This window comes from Pseudoclavibacter sp. VKM Ac-2888 (assembly GCF_015351285.1).
In the GTDB taxonomy this organism is placed as follows: Bacteria; Actinomycetota; Actinomycetes; order Actinomycetales; family Microbacteriaceae; genus Pseudoclavibacter.
In genome coordinates this window covers 172,625-190,170 of the sequence record NZ_JADKSM010000001.1, presented here as the reverse complement: position 1 = coordinate 190,170, position 17,546 = coordinate 172,625, and the positions used below count along the sequence as shown (strand labels likewise).

General features: G+C 69.8%; 18 protein-coding genes. 14 read left to right on the top strand and 4 right to left on the bottom strand.

Features of this window, described 5'->3' with window-relative positions:
• From ITJ61_RS00905 to ITJ61_RS00880, 6 genes are all read left to right on the top strand, one after another.
• A complete protein-coding gene (locus ITJ61_RS00905; protein WP_194685220.1) occupies window positions 1–1,323 on the top strand; it encodes a Y-family DNA polymerase in 1,323 nt (440 codons plus the stop codon).
• A gap of 194 nt (window positions 1,324–1,517) precedes the next feature.
• Window positions 1,518–3,080, top strand: coding sequence for an HNH endonuclease signature motif containing protein (locus tag ITJ61_RS00900; protein ID WP_194685219.1), 1,563 nt, complete (start codon window positions 1,518–1,520; stop codon window positions 3,078–3,080).
• Window positions 3,081–3,195: 115 nt separating this feature from the next.
• On the top strand, window positions 3,196–3,906 hold the full coding sequence (locus tag ITJ61_RS00895; protein WP_194685218.1) for a DsbA family oxidoreductase: 711 nt from the start codon (window positions 3,196–3,198) through the stop codon (window positions 3,904–3,906).
• Entirely contained in the window at window positions 3,903–4,238 is a 336-nt protein-coding gene (locus ITJ61_RS00890) for a hypothetical protein (protein ID WP_194685217.1), read from the top strand. The genes ITJ61_RS00895 and ITJ61_RS00890 overlap by 4 nt, the downstream gene beginning before the upstream one ends.
• Before the next feature lie 170 nt (window positions 4,239–4,408).
• Window positions 4,409–5,158 (top strand): SGNH/GDSL hydrolase family protein, encoded by a 750-nt coding sequence (locus ITJ61_RS00885; protein WP_194685216.1) that lies wholly within the window; start codon window positions 4,409–4,411, stop codon window positions 5,156–5,158.
• A gap of 387 nt (window positions 5,159–5,545) precedes the next feature.
• Entirely contained in the window at window positions 5,546–5,791 is a 246-nt protein-coding gene (locus tag ITJ61_RS00880) for a hypothetical protein (protein WP_104241004.1), read from the top strand.
• Window positions 5,792–6,109: 318 nt separating this feature from the next.
• On the opposite strand, the gene ITJ61_RS00875 is transcribed toward ITJ61_RS00880, so the two are convergent.
• Complete coding sequence (locus ITJ61_RS00875; RefSeq protein WP_194685215.1) at window positions 6,110–6,319, bottom strand: hypothetical protein; 210 nt, start codon at window positions 6,317–6,319, stop codon at window positions 6,110–6,112.
• Between the two features lie 419 nt (window positions 6,320–6,738).
• The gene (locus ITJ61_RS00870) at window positions 6,739–8,046 is read right to left on the bottom strand and encodes an alpha/beta fold hydrolase (protein WP_323744274.1); all 1,308 of its coding nucleotides are present in this window, start codon (window positions 8,044–8,046) and stop codon (window positions 6,739–6,741) included.
• Window positions 8,047–8,255: 209 nt separating this feature from the next.
• Between ITJ61_RS00870 and ITJ61_RS00865 the strand changes: the two genes are divergently transcribed.
• From ITJ61_RS00865 to ITJ61_RS00845, 5 genes are all read left to right on the top strand, one after another.
• Window positions 8,256–9,905, top strand: coding sequence for an ABC-F family ATP-binding cassette domain-containing protein (locus ITJ61_RS00865; protein ID WP_194685214.1), 1,650 nt, complete (start codon window positions 8,256–8,258; stop codon window positions 9,903–9,905).
• A 144-nt stretch (window positions 9,906–10,049) separates the two neighbouring features.
• Window positions 10,050–10,787: an MSMEG_4193 family putative phosphomutase gene (locus tag ITJ61_RS00860; RefSeq protein WP_104299540.1), complete on the top strand. Its 738-nt coding sequence runs from the start codon at window positions 10,050–10,052 to the stop codon at window positions 10,785–10,787.
• 16 nt (window positions 10,788–10,803) lie between these two features.
• Entirely contained in the window at window positions 10,804–11,412 is a 609-nt protein-coding gene (locus tag ITJ61_RS00855; RefSeq protein WP_104241000.1) for a DUF3090 domain-containing protein, read from the top strand.
• A gap of 119 nt (window positions 11,413–11,531) precedes the next feature.
• On the top strand, window positions 11,532–12,275 hold the full coding sequence (locus ITJ61_RS00850) for an SCO1664 family protein (protein ID WP_194686660.1): 744 nt from the start codon (window positions 11,532–11,534) through the stop codon (window positions 12,273–12,275).
• A gap of 194 nt (window positions 12,276–12,469) precedes the next feature.
• Window positions 12,470–12,928 carry an SRPBCC family protein gene (locus ITJ61_RS00845; protein ID WP_194685213.1) on the top strand — a complete coding sequence of 153 codons (459 nt, stop codon included), beginning with the start codon at window positions 12,470–12,472 and terminating at the stop codon, window positions 12,926–12,928.
• A 215-nt stretch (window positions 12,929–13,143) separates the two neighbouring features.
• Here ITJ61_RS00845 and ITJ61_RS00840 read toward each other — a convergent pair whose 3' ends face one another.
• On the bottom strand, window positions 13,144–14,337 hold the full coding sequence (locus ITJ61_RS00840; RefSeq protein WP_194685212.1) for a zinc-dependent alcohol dehydrogenase: 1,194 nt from the start codon (window positions 14,335–14,337) through the stop codon (window positions 13,144–13,146).
• A gap of 169 nt (window positions 14,338–14,506) precedes the next feature.
• Between ITJ61_RS00840 and ITJ61_RS00835 the strand changes: the two genes are divergently transcribed.
• The 3 genes from ITJ61_RS00835 to ITJ61_RS00825 all read left to right on the top strand — a co-directional run bounded on the left by ITJ61_RS00835 (window position 14,507) and on the right by ITJ61_RS00825 (window position 17,160).
• Window positions 14,507–15,124: a maleylpyruvate isomerase family mycothiol-dependent enzyme gene (locus ITJ61_RS00835; RefSeq protein WP_194685211.1), complete on the top strand. Its 618-nt coding sequence runs from the start codon at window positions 14,507–14,509 to the stop codon at window positions 15,122–15,124.
• Window positions 15,121–16,158 carry a carbohydrate kinase family protein gene (locus ITJ61_RS00830; protein ID WP_194685210.1) on the top strand — a complete coding sequence of 346 codons (1,038 nt, stop codon included), beginning with the start codon at window positions 15,121–15,123 and terminating at the stop codon, window positions 16,156–16,158. The genes ITJ61_RS00835 and ITJ61_RS00830 overlap by 4 nt, the downstream gene beginning before the upstream one ends.
• Window positions 16,159–16,407: 249 nt before the next feature.
• Complete coding sequence (locus ITJ61_RS00825; RefSeq protein WP_104240995.1) at window positions 16,408–17,160, top strand: sulfite exporter TauE/SafE family protein; 753 nt, start codon at window positions 16,408–16,410, stop codon at window positions 17,158–17,160.
• 128 nt (window positions 17,161–17,288) lie between these two features.
• On the opposite strand, the gene ITJ61_RS00820 is transcribed toward ITJ61_RS00825, so the two are convergent.
• Complete coding sequence (locus tag ITJ61_RS00820; RefSeq protein WP_104240994.1) at window positions 17,289–17,489, bottom strand: hypothetical protein; 201 nt, start codon at window positions 17,487–17,489, stop codon at window positions 17,289–17,291.
• Window positions 17,490–17,546 lie beyond the last annotated feature (57 nt).

Genomic DNA, 17,546 nt, shown 5'->3' with positions numbered 1-17,546 from the left:
ATGACGGACGCGACGCGCGACTCGACCCAGGCCTCGCCGCTGGCGCTCCGGCAGCCCGCGATCGCCATCGTCGACGCCAACAACTTCTACGCATCCTGCGAGCGCATCTTCGACCCCAGCCTCGAAGGCAAGCCCATCGTCGTGCTCTCCAACAACGACGGATGCGTCATCGCGCGCTCCGAGGAGGCGAAAGCCGTCGGCATCCCGATGGGCGCCCCCTGGCAGGCCATCGCCCCGGAAGCCGCGATGAAGGGCGTCGTCGCCCGCTCCAGCAACTACGAGCTCTACGGCGACATCAACGCCCGCACCATCGAGCTCCTCGGCCGCTACACGCCATCGCAGGAGGTGTACTCGATCGACGAGAGCTTCATCCGGCTGCCAGGCGACCGCCGGGAGGCCCTCGCCGTCGCCCGCGAGATCAGGGTGGCGATGCGGAAGCTCATCGGCATCCCCGTCAGCATCGGGATCGCCCCGAGCAAGACGCTCGCCAAGCTCGCCAACCGCGGCTCCAAATCCGAACCGTCGCTCGGCGGCGTCTGCCACCTCGGCGCCTACGGACGCGAGCAGCTCAGCGGGATCCTCAGCACCATCGACATCGGCGACGTCTGGGGCGTCGGGCGCAAGATGGCCGCGAAATACGTGGGCCTCGGCATCCGCACCGCCCTCGACCTCCGCGAGTCCTCGCCCACCGCCATCCGCCACCGCTACGGCGTCGTCCAGGAGCGCGTCGTCCAGGAGCTGCGCGGCATCGACTGCCTCCCCATCGATGAGGTCCCGTCGGAGCGCGAGCAGATCCAGTTCTCCCGTTCCTTCGCAGTGCCCATCTCGACCGTGCAGGAGCTCGAGGAGGTGCTCTCCGTGTACACGCAGCGCGCCTCCGCCCGGCTCCGCGCGCAAGGCTCGCTCACGCGGGCCATGAGCTGCTACGCGGCGACCTCCCCCTTCCGCGAAGGGCACGAGTCGCACGCCGTGTCCGTCGCCTTCCCGGAACCCACCGACGACCCGGTCGTGCTCTTCCGCGCCGCCGCCACCGCCCTCGGCCCGCAGCTGCGAGCCGAGCTGAAGTACGTGCGCGTCGGCGTCTCGCTCTTCGAGTTCGTCGCGCGAGACTCGTACGCGGCGCTCGACATCTTCGACGAGCGCGGCGAAGACAGGCGCGTGGGCGAGGCCCTCGACGCCGTCGCCGCGAAGTTCGGCCAGGAATCGCTTGGGCTCGGCATCGCCGGCCTCCGTAGCGGGCGGAGCTGGACCATGCGCCGCGACATGGTCTCACCCCGCGCAACCACCCACTGGGACGAGCTGGCGGTCGTCAAGGCGGAGTGAGTGTCGCAGTTCTCGGTTAACGTGAGTTCTGGTTTTCATCCGCATCGGATAGAACACACGTACCAATAACTGCCGAATGAAGTGCATGTCATGTCTGTGAACAGACTCACTGAACCGCAAGCCGCACCCCAAGTGCTCCGAGAAAGTTATCCACCACCCTCTCGAATGTCGGTGGTCGTTCGTAGACTTTGGGCATGCAGCAGCGCGACAGACACGAGGGGTTGGCCACAGGGCCGAGCCCGGTTCCGGATCCGGGGTTCGACCCTTCGGACCCGGCTTCTGTCGCGGCTCGCCGCTCCGAGATCCTCGCGATGGAGGAAGCAGCCGCGGCGATGCTCGCGGCCGGCGCCGCCCTGCAGCTGCGAGCCCACGCCGCCGCGTACGACTTCGGGCACGCCCTCGATGTCGCTGAGGGATGCGCGGAATCGGCCATGCACGTGCGATCGATCGCGAACGAGGTCGCTCTGCTCGTGAAGCTCGCCGCCGGCACCGCCCAGGGACACCTCGCGTCAGCATCCGTGACGCTGCGCGAGTTCCCGGCCCTCGCCCTCGCGCTCGAGACGAACACCACCACCCCCGCGCAGGTGCACAAGCTCGTCGAGACCGGCCTGAAGATCAACCACGACGACCCGGCCGAGCAGACACACCGGCGCGGCGAGTTCGTCCAGGTCATGCTGGAGCGCGTGCGCCGGGAGCCCCTCCCGCCGGCAGCGCTGCAGCACGCGGCCGAGCGCGTCGCGGAAGAGCTCACCGGGGAGTCCATCGAGCAACGCCACGAACGCGCGAAGCAACGGCGCCGCGTGAGCGTCGAGGACCTCGGCGACGGCATGAGCATCCTGCGGGTACTCATGAGCTCGTTCGTCGCGCACGCGATCCGCGACCGAGCGCGCAAGCAGAGCAAGGCCATCATCAAAGCCCGCCCCAAGCCAGCCACCCACTCCCCCGACACCCCCGAGAGCAGCACGACCGAGACGACCGAAGACCCGGTCGCGCCCGACGAGCGCACCCTCGACCAGGTCATGGCGGACGTCATCGCCGACCTGCTCCTCACGAGCGACCCCACCGTCTCGAGCGCCGCGAAAGGCATTCAAGCCACCGTCCAGCTCAGCATCCCCATCACGACACTCCTCACCCACACCCACACCCACACCCACACCGACACCGGCGCGGACGGCAGCGGAGGCGGAGGCGGAGGCCCGACCGAAGCCGACAGAGATGGCCACCCTCGCCGCGCACCGGCGCTGCTCGAGGGCATGTCCCCCATGCCCATCGAAGACGCGAAACACCTCGCCGCGACCGCACCCGCCTTCATCCGCCTCCTCACCCACCCCATCACCGGAGCACTCCAAGCCGTCGACGCCTACACCCCCACCGCGGCCATGCGCGCCTTCCTAAAAGCCCGCGACATCCACTGCCGCTTCATCGGCTGCCGCCAACCCGCCACGAACTGCGAACTCGACCACACCATCGACCACCAATACGGCGGCACAACCGCCACCTGGAACCTCAGCGACTTCTGCAAAAACCACCACATCATCAAGCACCACACCGCCTGGACCGTCACCCAACACGACGGCGGCACCCTCCAATGGACCACCCCAAGCGGAAAAACCTACATCGATCACCCCGAACCCCACGGCCCCACCTTCACACCCACCGACGACCTGCCCTGGCGGCGAGGCAGCAAACCGCCCCGCAAAAGAGACGAGGATCCTCCGCCCGCGGCGCCCAGCGCCCCTCCCGAGCCACCGTTCTGACTCGACTCGACTCCACTCGAGGGTTGAGGAAGGGGTCCGTCGGCGTGCCGTCTGGACCGTCGGCCCGCAGGCTTCGCCTGGGAATAGGCGAGAAAGGGGCCCTGTTGCATTGCGTGTGACGACAGCAACTCAGAACACACCTCAGGCCGCATCGACCCAGGCTCCGATCCGCATCGACATCTGGTCGGACATCGCCTGCCCCTGGTGCTACATCGGCAAGCGGAAACTGGAGAGCGGCATCGAGCAGTTCTCCGCGTCGGGTGACGCCCCGGCCGTGGAGATCGAATACCACAGCTACGAGCTGTCCCCCGATACGCCCATCGACTTCCACGGCTCGACCACCGAGTACCTCGCCGAGCGCAAGGGGCTCCCCGTCGTGCAGGTCGAGCAGATGCTCGACCGTGTCACCGGCATCGCGAAGGACGTCGGCCTCGACTACGACTTCGACTCCGTCCAGCACGTCAACACCGTGCGCGCGCACGAGCTCATCCACTTCGCGAAGGCCAACGGCCGCCAGCTCGACGCGAAGGAGCGCCTCCTCAAGGCCTACTTCGTCGAAGGACGCGACCTCAGCGACATCGAAGTGCTGGCCGACCTCGCCGAAGAGCTCGGCCTCGACCGCGCCGCTGCCGTGCACGCGCTCGAAGAGCGAGTCCACCACGACGATGTCCTCGCCGACCAGCAGCAGGCGCAGGCGTACGGCATCCAAGGCGTCCCGTTCTTCGTCATCGACGGCAAGTACGGCGTCTCCGGGGCCCAGGAAGCGGCGACCTTCGCGGATGTCCTGAACAAGGTCACCACCGACCGCGACAACACGACCGCGTGACCGACCACTTGACCGACAGCGTGAACGAGTCCGCCACCGCCACGACCGACGCCCCCACTATTGCTGCGGCCGTGGATCCAGCTGCGGCGGCTCCGGAGACGGCGACGGCGACTCCAGGTGCATCTGCGGATGCGGCCGCGACTGCGGGCTCAGGCACGGGCACGGGCTCGGGCACTTCGAGCGTGAGCACTGGCACCCTGAGCGCTTCAGTCGTGACGCCAGCTGCCCTGGACGCGGAATCGGACGCCGCTCCGGGGTCCGTTCAGGCAGGCGGCTTCACGATGCTGGGGGACGCAGGCATCGCCTGCGAGGGCGACGCCTGCCTGATCTGAGCTGAGCAGAGCAGAGCAGAGCAGAGCGGAGCAGAGCAGAGCTGCGTCCCGCACAGCAGCTCTGCTCTGAACTCCCCCGCCGCCGAGTCTGCAGGAAGAGCGCGAGTTGGCTCCGGCGCGCGTCTCCGCTCCTGAGCGGCGCGGGTGCTCCGGTGTGATGGACTCTCCCCATGGGATTCACGAGTTTCGTCGCCGTAGGTGACAGCTTCACCGAGGGCGTGGGCGATGAGCTGCCGGATGGCCGGGTGCGCGGCTGGGCCGACCTCGTCGCGCAGGGTCTCGCTGTCTCGTCACCGGAGCCGGTCACCTACGCGAACCTCGCCATCCGGGGGCGACTTCTCGACGCGATCCTCGAAGAGCAGCTCCCCGCCGCCATTGCCCTCAAGCCGCAGCTCATGAGCCTCAACGGCGGCGGCAACGACATCCTCCGCCCACGCGTCTCCATCGATGACGTCGCCCAGCGTCTCGTCGACGGCGCCAAGCAGGCCCTCGACGCCGGCATCCACGTCATCCTCCTCTCGGGCGCGAATCCTTCGGACCACCTCCCCATGGGCAAGCGCATCGCCGCCCGCGGAGACGCGCTCGCCGCCGCGGTGCACGCCAAGATGCCGCCGCAAGCCGGCGTCACCTTCGTCGACAACTGGGCGGACCCTGAGCTGCGCCACCTCGACTACTGGTCGCGCGACCGCCTCCACATGGGGGTGAGCGGCCACCGGAGGGTCGCCGCGAACGTCCTCACCGCCCTCGACGTGCCCGCACCTGACTTCGGGCCCCAGACCCCCAGCATCCAGCGACCCCGCAACTCCGAGTACTGGCGTGAGTACGTGCTTCCCTGGATTGGTCGTCGACTCACCGGCAAGTCGTCAGGCGACTCGCGCACGCCGAAGTACCCGACGCTCGACCCGGTCGCCACCGACTAGCAGCACCGTCAGCGAGAGCGGCGGCCCGCAAACGCTGCCGTTGATGTCATCGCTCATGAGAAAACCTTCTCATTCAGGCTTCGTGCCGTATAGTGGTTGAGTCGACGCATGGTCACCCCGCTTCTCGCGGACATTCCAGATCCTGCCTGTCGCCATCCGCGCCACCGGATCCGTGGCCACCAGGACCCAAGTCCGAGACGCCCACCCTGCTCACGAGCACGAGTCGGCTGACCAGCAGGCGCCCACAGCGGCGCACACATGCTTGAAAGAACGCGCCCCGCCAACGCTGGCGGGTTGCGCCGCAACGAAACGAAGAATCGCATCACACTCGCAATACCATTTACCCTGCCCGCACCTCGAGTCTCTTGGCGACAAGCCGACGACGACGTGTACGCGGCAACCATCAGCGACGAGTTCGCTGGCTTCATCACGATCGCAGACACCGGACTGCACACCCTCCAGGGCCCACAGGGCCAGAGCATCGGCGACTACGGGACGCTCGACGAAGCCCAGGAAGCCCTCTCCGAGGCCCTCTTCCCCGTCGAGCACGACCAATCGGACGTCGCGGCGGCACGTCCCCGGCGCCGCCGGACCGGACGCCGCGCTCCCGCCAACACCCGCACAGCCGGGTAGCGGCCCCAGTCAGATGTCCGGCCCCGCTGCAGAGCGGGCGCATGAGCACGGTGGGTGCATCCGGACAGCGGGTGCATCTGCACAGCGGTGCGTCCGGATGGCGGGTCCAGCCGCAAGCGGGCGCATCAGGATTTCAGGTGCGTCCGGCTAGCGGCCCAGCCGCAAAACCGGCGCACCCAGCTGGACTGCCCCGTGCGGCTGCGTCATACCGAGCGCTCCAGTCCAGGGCTGCCCCGCTCAGCGTCGTGCCGGACGCGATCTCGGACACGTCTCCTCCTGCGCGACCTCGAGTCCCACTGTCAGCGAGCGGCCCCGGAGCTAGCGAGCCTGTTCGTCCGATCCGGTCGGCACCGAGACGGGCGGCGTCACCCCATCGGGTGCGGCCCCTGCTGACGGCGCCGAGTTCGGCACCACGGGGTCGGGACGCCAGCCGTGTGCGTGGAAGTGCGTGCTCTCACCGGAGCCGCCTTCGTCTCGCCACCTCTCCTCGCCCTCGGGAACTCCCTCTTCGATGTTGGTGACTCCCATGATCTTCGCCGCCTCACTGCGCTCGGATCCTCGCGGGCGACTGACTGCCGCCCCCCTCACCCCAGGGAAGCACTCGAGGCTCCGAACGGCGTGCACGCGAGACGTGGACTCGCCCCGGATCCGCGCAACCGGCCAGGTGCCACGACAGCACCGGCGGGCCCATCAGACGGGGCCGGTCAATCCGCCCGGCGAGTCAGTCAACACCGCTCGAAACCCCGCCACCCACCCGGGGACGCCACCATCTGGGCGTGCCGCCCCCTGATGGCCGCTACTCGAGCACCTCGATCTCGGTGATCTTCGCGGACCACGGGCAGTACACGTCGCTGTGGGTTGCGTCGAACATCCGCTCACGGCGACAGCAAGCCCGATTGTCGCGGCGAACGCAAGACCGACGGATGCGGGGCGTGGGAACTCGAGCATCAGGGAACTCCGTTGGTGGGCACGTGCCACTCGAGCCAGCGCTCGAGCTCGGGGAGCGCCTCGTAGGCGATAGTTCCGTGGCTCGCTCCGGGCACGGTCACGGCGTGAACTTCGATCCCGATCGATTCCTCGTGGGCGACGAACGCAGCCGTGTCGGCCGGGAGCACAAGCTCGTCGGCGCTTCCCTGCGCGACGAAGAGAGGCGCATCGATTCCCTTGCTCCCGGCCGAGTTGTCGCGCAGGAGAGTTGCCCACGGCTCCGCCGTAGTGGGGTCGCTCAGCGTGAACTCGCCGACGAGCGGCTGCCCGATGTCGTGCAGCTCGGTGAGGCTGCTCATCAGGCACAGCGAGTTCATCTGCGGAGCCCTGTCGATCGCGGCCGGGGTGAGGATGCTCGACAGCTCCGCGCCCGGCACACTCGCGTACACCTCGGCGAACGCCGGGAACGCGTACGAGCCGATCGTGACCCCGGAGATGTCGTCCAGGTGCGACCCCATGAGCCTCGTGAGGTCAGCGGCGGGTGCCGCGACGGCCACCGCGGCGATCGTGAGCTCCGGCGCATAGCTCGGCGCCTCCTGCGCCGCGAAGAGCGCAGCCTGACCGCCCTGCGAGTGCCCCCAGAGCACGACGTCGTCGCCTGCCTGCACTGGGTCGATCTGTTGAGCGGCTCGCACCGAGTCGAGCATGCTGCGCGCCGCCGTCTCCCCCACGAGGTAGGAGTCCTGCCCCGCCTGCGCTCCGTCCGCAGTGGTGACCCCCATTCCGAGGTAGTCGGTAGCGACGACCGCGTAGCCCCGGTCGAGCATGAGGCGCATCCCCTCGATGCCGATGAACGGATCGAAGGCCCGAGACGGCGCACACGATGGATCCGTGCCGGTCGTCGGATGACCCCACGCGAGTACCGTCCGCCCGTCTGCGGGGGCTTCGCCGTCCGGGACGACGACAACCCCGGACAGGAGCACCGGAGCCCCGTGGAGGTCGGTCGACGAGTACAGGATGCGCCACGCCTGCGAGCCGATCGGAGTCCCGAACAGCTGCTCGCTGCGCACCAGCGTCCCTGGCTCTGTGGGGATGTCCCCGTCCGGCTGCACGTAGAACGCAGCGAGGTCCCCCTGCTCGATGGTGTCGCCGCTCACCCGCAGCACCTCCGCACCGAGGAGAATCGCGGCGACCGCGAGCGCCCCCGTCACGACGAACGCGACGATTCGCTTCGGTGAGCCTGAAGCTGCACGGCCCAGGGTATGAGGCGGCTTCGGTGGCCCTCCAAGCGGAGGCTCCTGCGGCGGGTTCGACGGCGTCTCTGCCACTGGCTGTCCTCTCCCGAACCTTCTTCCGCGGCCCACGAGCCGGAAGCATCCGGAGACGAGCGGCAACGCAGCCAGCGAAGGTATGTCGGCTGCGAGTTCAGTGTCGACCCGGCCCCGCACCCGGTCAAGTGGTCGCCGCCGAATGCCGCAGAGGTGCGCGAGCCCTCGAGCCGTCTGCACGGGCTCCCAGAGTGCGCGAACATAGAGCAATGACCGCAACCCTCGTCGCCAAAGACCTCGCGGGTGGCCACGACCACCGCACGCTCTTCTCGTCCCTCGACCTCGTCGTCGCCCCCGGCGACGTGGTCGGCGTCGTGGGCGCGAACGGCGCGGGCAAGTCGACGCTGCTGCGACTCCTCGCCGGCATCGACGAGCCCATGGAGGGCAGCGTGTCGCTGGCCCCGGCGGACGCCTTCATCGGCTGGCTCCCCCAGGAGCACGAGCGCGTCGCCGGAGAGACCGTGGCCCAGTACGTCGGCCGCCGCACCGGCACCACCGAAGCCACCGCGGAGATGGATGCTGCGGCCGAGGCCCTCGCCGAGGAGGCGAAGCCAGGTGCCCCGGACCCCGGCGACGTGTACGCCGTCGCCCTCGAGCGCTGGCTCGCGAGCGGAGCGGCCGACCTCGAAGAGCGCCTCCCGGTCGTCCTCGCCGAGCTCGGACTCGAGCTCAGCGCAGATGCCCTCATGACCTCCCTCTCCGGCGGGCAGGCCGCGAGAGTCGGCCTCGCCGCCCTCCTGCTCTCCCGTTTCGACATCGTGCTCCTCGACGAGCCGACCAACGACCTCGACCTCGATGGGCTCGAACGGCTCGAGGCGTTCATCCAGGGCCTCCGCGGTGGCGTCGTCCTCGTGAGCCACGACCGCGAGTTCCTCGCCAGGAGCGTCACCCGCGTGCTGGAACTCGACCTCGCCCAGCACAGCAACCACGTGTACGGCGGCGGGTACGAGGCGTTCCTCGAGGAGCGGGCAACGGCGAAGCGCCACGCACGCGAGGAGTACGAGGAGTTCGCGGACAAGAAGGCGGACCTCGTCGGGCGGGCCAGGACGCAGCGCGAATGGTCGAGCCAGGGCGTGCGCAACGCCATGCGCAAAGCACCGGACAACGACAAGATCCGGCGGAAAGCGGCCACGGAGTCGAGCGAGAAGCAGGCGCAGAAGGTGCGCCAGATGGAGAGCCGGATCGCGCGCCTCGACGAGGTCGAGGAGCCGCGCAAAGAATGGCAGCTGCAGTTCACGATCGGCACGGCTCCCCGTTCCAGCTCCGTGGTCTCAACGCTCTCCCGCGCCGAGCTGCACCTCGGGAGCTTCACGTTCGGGCCCGTCTCCGTGCAGGTCGACGCCGGTGACCGCATCGGCATCACCGGCCCGAACGGGGCAGGAAAATCGACGCTCCTGCGCCTGCTGCTCGGGCACATCCAGCCGGACTCGGGAACCGCGAGCCTCGGCTCCAGCGTCGCCCTCGGTGAGATCGACCAGGCACGGGCCGCCCTCACCGGGCCAGCGCCGCTCGCGGAGCAGTTCGAAGCCCAGGTTCCCGACTGGCCAACCGCCGAGGTGCGCACCCTGCTCGCCAAATTCGGCCTCAAGGCCGACCACGTGGGACGCCGCGCCGACGAGCTCTCCCCCGGCGAACGAACCCGGGCAGGGCTCGCGCTCCTCCAAGCCCGGGGTGTCAACCTGCTGGTGCTCGACGAGCCGACCAACCACCTCGACCTCGTCGCCATCGAGCAGCTCGAGCAGGCCCTCGAGAGCTACGAGGGCACCCTCCTCCTCGTCACGCACGACCGGCGGATGCTCGAGACCGTGCAGCTGAACCGCGCCTGGCACGTCGAGGGCGGTCAGCTCACGGAACGGTGACCGTCGCGGCCGCGCCCCGGGAGCCTCCGAACGCAGGAGCCTCCGACAGCAGAGCCTCCCGACGACAGAGCCTCCCGACGCGCACGGCTCGGACCTGGACGCCCGCACGGCTCCCGCCGCTGCGCACGTCCTAGGCTGTGCCGCATGGCCACCGTCATCCTCGTCCGACACGGACGCACCACTGCGAACGCGAGCGGGCTGCTCGCGGGACGCACCCCCGGAGTCCTCCTCGACGAGACCGGCCGCGCACAGGCCGCAGCGACCGGGGCTCGCCTCGCCGCGGTGCCCCTGGCACGGCTCGTCACGAGCCCCCTCGAGCGCTGCCTCGAGACAGCTGCAGCCATTCGCGCCCAGCAGCCGACCGCACCGTTCGCGGATGCGCACCTGGAGCCGGCCCTCGACCTCGTCGACGACGACCTCACCGAGTGCGGCTACGGGGCCTGGCAGAACCGGAAGCTCGCCGATCTCGCCAAGGAGGAGCTGTGGGCGAGCGTGCAGACGCAGCCCTCCGCCGTCACCTTCCCCGACGGGGAGTCGATGGCCACCATGCAGTCTCGGGCAGTCGCCGCCGTGCGCCGCCACGACGCGGAGGTCGAGCGCGAGTTCGGACCCGGCGCCGTGTGGGTCGCCGTGAGCCACGGCGACATCATCAAGTCGATCCTCGCCGACGCCCTCGGCATGCACCTCGACCTGTTCCAGCGCCTCGCGGTCGGCCCCGCCTCCACCTCGATCATCAGCTACGGCAAGGCGCGCCCGAGCGTCCCCATCATCAACTCCGATGCCGGCGACCTCGCCTGGCTCGTCCCGGCCCAGACTTCCCCGGATGGCGCGTCCCACTCGGGCGACGCGACCGTCGGCGGCGGCGCGGGCAGAGCGTCCTGAGCATAGGCTTGAGACCATGACGACCCTCGTGCACGAATTCGACTGGCCGGACCGATTCATCGTCGGCACGCTCGGCAAGCCCGGCGAGCGCACCTTCTACCTGCAAGCCCGCGACGGCGCCCGCGTCATCAGCGTCATCCTCGAGAAGGAGCAGTCGGCCCTGCTCGCCGAGAAGGTCGACGAGATCCTCGACCAGCTGATGCTCGAGGACGGGAACCGCTACAGCGTGCCCAGCTCGACCCCCATCGAGCTCATCGACGAGGAACCGCTCGACACGCCCGTCGACGGGCGCTTCCGCGTGGGAACCATCGGCCTCGGCTGGGAGCCGGCGACCGCGCAGGTCATCCTCGAGGTGATCCCCGTGGTCGAAGTCGAACTCGAGATCGACGCGGATGCGGACACCGAGGCCCTCGAGGCCGAGCTCGCCCGCATGGCGGGCCTCGACGAGCTCGTCGAAGCCGTCGAGCCGGAAGAGCTGCTGCGCGTCCGCATCCCCGTCGGCTCGGCGCGCGCGTTCGCGAAGCGCACCCTCGAGATCGTGGGCGCCGGCCGATCGCTCTGCCCGCGCTGCGGCCTCCCCAAGGATCCCGAAGGCCACGACTGCCCGGCCGACGACGGCCTGTGACCGACCCAGCACCGAACACAGAACCGAACGCTGACGTGGCGCACGATGACACACCCGACGACGGGACCTCGTCGGTCGAGACGCCGAACGGGCCGACCCTCGAGCTCACCGCGAGGCTGATGGGCGCCTCCAACGCCTCCTTCGTCGGGAACTACACGGTGCCCGGTGAGGAACCCGTCGAGGTCGTCTACAAGCCCTCACAGGGCGAGCGCCCGCTGTGGGACTTCCCGAACAACGACCTCGCCAAGCGGGAGGTCGCCGCCTACCTCGTCTCCGAGAGCCTCGGCTGGAATATCGTGCCCCGCACCTGGCTCGGCGACGGCCAGTTCGGGCCGGGCATGCTGCAGCTGTGGCAGGACATCGACGAATCTCAGGATGCCGTCGACCTCGTCGACGCCTCCGAGGTGCCCGACAACGGATGGCGGACCGTGCTCACGGGCGAGGACGAGACCGGTCGCGAGGTCGTCCTCGTGCACGAGGACTCCCAGACCATGCGCCACATGGCGATCTTCGACGCCATCGTCAACAACGCCGACCGCAAGGGCGGACACGTCCTCGCCATGGCCGACGGCCACCGCTACGGCGTCGACCACGGCCTCTCCTTCCACGCCGAACCGAAACTGCGCACCGTGCTCTGGGGCTGGGTCGGCGAGGGGTTCACGGGCAAGGAGCTGGCAAGCGTCCGGAAGCTCCGGGCGGCACTCGACGACAAACGCGACTCCGGGCTCGGGGCGCGGTTGTCCGAGCTGCTGTCCGACGTCGAGCTCCACGAGCTCGCAGCGCGCGTCGACCGACTGGTTCAGGACGGTGAGTTCCCCGCCCCTGAAGGCGACATGCCCGCCGCCCCCTGGCCGCTCTTCTGATCGCACCCTGCAGCCGCTCCGACCGGCCCGGACGACCTGACCGACCCGGGCACTCCGGACGCTCCGGACGCTCCGGACGCTCCGGACGCTCCGAGGCGACTCCAAACCGTGGCACCTAGCCTGCTGCCAGCTCGGCTCGCACGCTGACGAATCTGCAGCTGCCCTCGAGTCGACAGAGGCAGAGGAGAGACGCCATGACCAGTCCGGAAGCCGTCGCCCAACCCGAATTCACCCTGCACAGCAGCGTCGGGGCTCCCCGCGAGCGCGTCTGGCGTGCGTGGACCGACCCAGACGAGCTCACCCTCTGGCATCACCCGGCCGGGGTCTCGACGCCACGGGACTCCATCGCCGTCGACGTGCGCGAGGGCGGCACCTACCGGTACACGATGGTGAACGACGAGGATGGTGAGGAGTATCCGACGGCGGGCACCTACCTCCTCGTCTCGGAACCCGACCGGCTCGTCTTCACGTGGGGCTCCCCCGACGACGACCCCGCGGAGTCCCCTGTCGTGACCGTCGACGTCATCGCGAGCGGCGACGAGACCGAGGTCGAGTTGCACGTGCGAGGCATCGCGGGCGAGCCGGGTGATGACAACGTCCACGACGGCTGGACCCAGGCTCTCGAGAACCTCGCCAGGCACGTAGCTCGCTGACAGGTCAAGCGCTGCAGCGCGCGAGGGAGATCTTCCGCGTGCCGACCAGGCGCCCGCATGGGTCGCCTGGTCGGCCCTGCGAGACGCGCAACGGCTGGCAGCCCATGATCTCTGCCAGCCCATGATCTGCCAGCCCGTCATCCGCCAACCGTGGTGCGTCAGCCTCGCTGCATCAGTCGACGTGCATCAGCCGCACGGGTTTCAGACGTCGCGCGTCAGCCTCGGGGCTTCAGGACGACCTTGATGCACCCATCCGTCTTCTTCTGGAACACCTCGTACATGCGGGGCGCGTCCTCGAGCGGCATGCGGTGCGTGACGAGGTCCTCGGTGCCGAGCGGATCGCTGCGGTCCTCGACGAGCGGAAGCAGCTCGAGGATCCACCGCTGCACGTTGCACTGGCCCATGCGCAGCGTCAGCTGCTTGTCGAACATCGTCATGAGCGGCATCGGGTCGGCCGTTCCCGCGTACACGCCGCTGAGCGAGACCGTCCCGCCGCGGCGCACCGCGTCGATGGCCAGCATGACGGCGGAGAGACGGTCGACGCCGACCGTCTCGATGACCTTCTTGGCGAGCGCATCCGGGAGCAGCCCGGCGCCCTTCTGCGCGATCTCTGCGATCCCGCTGCCGTCACCGGCACCGTGCGCCTCGAGCCCGACCGCATCCACCACCGAGTCCGGTCCTCGCCCCTCGGTCGCGGCGCGGAGGGCCTCAGCGGTCTGCGAGTCGTAGTCGAAGACCTCGACCCCGTAGCGCTCCGCGAGCGCGCGACGCTCGGGCACCGGGTCGACCCCCAGCACTCGGTAGCCGAGGTGCTTCCCGATGCGTGCCGCGAACTGGCCGACCGGTCCGAGCCCGAGGACCGCGAGGGTTCCGCCCGCCGGGACGTTCGCGTACTGGACGCCCTGCCAGGCCGTGGGGAGGATGTCGCTGAGGAACAGGTACCGCTCGTCGGACAGCTCGTGGCCGACCTTGATGGCGTTGTTGTCGGCGAGGCGCACGCGCAGGTACTCCGCCTGCCCGCCTGGCACCGATCCGTACAGCTCCGTGTAGCCGTACAGCTCGGCACCGGTGCCCTGATCGGTGTTCTGCGTCACCTCGCACTGGGTGGAGAGGCCGGAATGACAGGCGACGCAGTCGCCGCAGGCGATCACGAACGGCACGACCACGCGGTCGCCGACGCTGAGCTTCGTCACGCCGTCGCCGACTTCCTCGACGATGCCCATCGTCTCGTGGCCGAGGATGTCGCCCTTCGCGAGGAACGGCCCGAAGACGCTGTACAGGTGGAGGTCGGAGCCGCAGATCGCGGCGGAGGTGACGCGGATGATCGCGTCCCCCGTCTCTTGGATCAGGGGTTTCGGGACCGTCTCGACGGTGACCTTGCCGGTCGACTGCCAGGTGAGTGCGCGCATGAGGATTCCTCTCTTCGCGGGAGAACGGGCGCCTGCCTCGAGCGGGCGCCCGGAGATCCCTGGGGTTCGCCCCGAGGCTACGGACCGGCGCCTCTGCGCCGCGCGGGGTTGACTTCCCAGCCGTGTCTGCGGCTCGCCGGGAGCTCGCCGAGGCGGTAGCGTCGTGCACGTGAGTCGATCGGGAGCACCCTGGAGCGTCGTGCACGCGGAGCGCGAGGCGCTCATCGCGGACCTCGAGCGGCTCGACGACACGGCTTGGGCGACCCCTTCCCTCTGCACGGGGTGGACGGTGCACGACGTGCTCGCGCACCTGGTGAACGACGCGAAGACCACGCCGTTCAGCTTCGTCGCGCAGCTCGCGTCGGCGCGCTTCGACTTCGACGCCCTCAACCAGCGAGGCATGGAGGCCGAGCGGCAGGAGCATCCGCGCGACACGCTCGAGCGCTTCCGAGCCGCCGCCGGACGCACCTCGAGCGCGCCGACGCCCGTGGCAACGCGCTACGTGGAAGCGTTCGTGCACGGCGAGGACATCCGCAGGCCCCTCGGCATCACCCACACGTACCCGCGCGCCGCGGTGCTCGAGGCGATCGCCCACCAGCGCAAGACGCCCGTCGCCATGGGCGGCGGCCGGGAGCTCGCCGCCGACCGCACCCTCGTCGCGATCGACGCGGGTGCCTCACCAGACCGATCTCTGACGCTCGGCCACGGGCCGGCCGTCCGGGGAACAGCCATCGACCTGCTCATGTGGCTGAGCGGTCGCGATGTCGCACCGGAGGCGATCTCATGAACCAGCGGGAACCATCCACCGACAGCACAGCGTCCAGCTCCGAGCACCACGACAGGTCCGAGCGCCACGACTCCGCAGGTCACCTCACGAGCGCCCACCTCGCGAGCGCCCTCGTGCTCGGTGAAGCCCTCGTCGACCTCCTGCCGGGAGACGCCGGCTCCCCGGAGGGGCGCGCCCTGCCGGGCGGCTCCCCCATGAACGTCGCCGTGGGACTCGCGCGTCTCGGCCATCCCTCCCAGCTCGCCGCACGCCTCGCCGACGACCAGCTCGGGCGCCTCGTGCTCGCGCACCTCGAGGAGTCCGGCGTCGCGCTCGTCGACGGAGCACTCGACGGCGAGCGCACCTCGACGGCGAAGGCCACCCTCGACGCGCAGGGCAGCGCCAGCTACGAGTTCGACCTCGACTTCTCGCTGCCGACGCCGCACCTCGATGGCGTCGACGTGCTCCACACCGGGTCGATCGGCGCGGTCGTCGACCCTGGCGGCGCCGTCGTCCGTGCGTCCTTCGCCGAGGCCAGGGCACGCGGCGGCATCCTCACGAGCTACGACCCCAACGTGCGCGCGGCGATCATGGGCGACCGCGAGACGGTGCGCGAGCGCGTCGAAGCCCTCGCCTCGCTCAGCCACGTCGTGAAGCTGAGCGACGAAGACGCCGAGTGGCTCTACCCGGGCGTCTCCCCCTCCGAGGTGCTGCGGCGCTTCACGACGCTCGGAGCGCGCCTCGCCGTCATGACCCGCGGCAGCGAGGGCGCACTCGCGCGCACGTCACGGCGTGAGCTCACCGCAGAGGCTCCGCCGGTCCGCGTCGTCGACACCGTCGGCGCCGGCGACGCCTTCATGTCCGGACTCCTGCACGCCGTCTCCGCCGCGAGCACCCGCCACGCGCTCGTCGAAGGCCTCGATGAAGATGCGTGGGCGGATGCGGCCCTCGCGACCGCGGCACGCAGCGCGGCCGTCACCGTGGCGCGTGCGGGCGCCAACCCACCCTGGCCGCAGGAGCTGGCCGGCGAGGAGCCAGCACCCCGACTCGGCTAGGGCGCCCCGGGTCTGTGCCTCGGGGCCGTGCCTCGGGGTGGAGGGTGGAGGGTGGAGGCTGGTGCTCGGGATCCGGCGCTCGGGTTCTGACGCTCGGCGACGGGCGCGGGGCAACGGGCGCGAGGCAGCAGGTGCGGGGTAACAGGCGCGCGGCAGCGGGCGCAGGCGCAGCGACACCGACCGACGGGCACCGAGCACTCCGTTGTCGTCACGACAGGACAAAACCGAGTTCGGGCCTAGACTTTTCTGATGCTCGAGCTGCTCCCCCAACTCCCCACATTCGCCTGGGTGCTGCTCGCCGTCGCCGCGTTCGCCGTCGGCGTCTCGAAGACCGCACTGCCGGGGGTCACGACGCTCTCCGTCGCGACCTTCGCCGCGGTACTCCCCGCCAAGCAGTCGACCGGTGCGCTGCTCGTCCTCCTCATCGTCGGCGACATGTTCGCCCTGTGGACGTACCGACGCCACGCCGACTGGCCGACCCTCGTCAAGCTGATCCCGGCCGTCGCCGTCGGCCTCCTCGCCGGCGCCGCGTTCCTCGCCTTCGCCGACGACAGCTGGGTTCGCCGTGTCATCGGCATCATCCTGCTCATCCTCGTCACGATCACCGTGTGGCGCCGCTACCGCACCCCGGAGACGCCGAGCGATCGGGCGGCGAAGGTCGCTCGCGCTGGCTACGGCTCGCTCGGCGGGTTCACGACCATGGTCGCCAACGCCGGCGGCCCGGTCATGGCGATGTACTTCCTCGCCGCGAAGTTCCCCGTGAAGGCCTTCCTGGGCACGGCCGCCTGGTTCTTCGCGATCGTCAACATCGCCAAGCTGCCGTTCTCGGTCGGCCTCGGGCTCATCACTCCGGGCACCCTCGTGCTCGACCTGCTCCTCGTGCCGCTCCTCATCGGCGGGGCCTTCCTCGGGCGCTGGCTCGCACCCCGCCTGAGCCAGAAGGTCTTCGACCGCATCGTGCTCGTACTCACGGTCGCCGGCGCCGTCTACCTGCTCGTCTGAGGTCCGAGAACGCTCCTCGGCTGAGCCCTGGGCTCGGTTGAGATCGCCACTCGCCTGGGGCGGGTGCTCGCCGGGGATCGCTGCCTGCCCGAGATCGCTCCTCGCCTCCGGCCGCCAGCCCGCACCTGCTAGGGCGAGCGCCGGAAGAGCGCCTTCAGGCGTGACACGTGGCGGTCGGTGAACTCGTTCGAGAGCTTCATGGTCTCGGCGGTCAGGTTGCCGCCCGACATGATCGACCGGAGCGTCGCCTCGGCGCGTTCCTGCTGGGTGAGCGCTGGCGGCTCAGTCTCGTCGGCGAGTTCGGATGGGACCTGGTCAGCATCAGCCATGACGGCAAGGCTACACAGCAGCCCGACGCCACCGCCGTGAGCGCGAGCGCTGGCTGA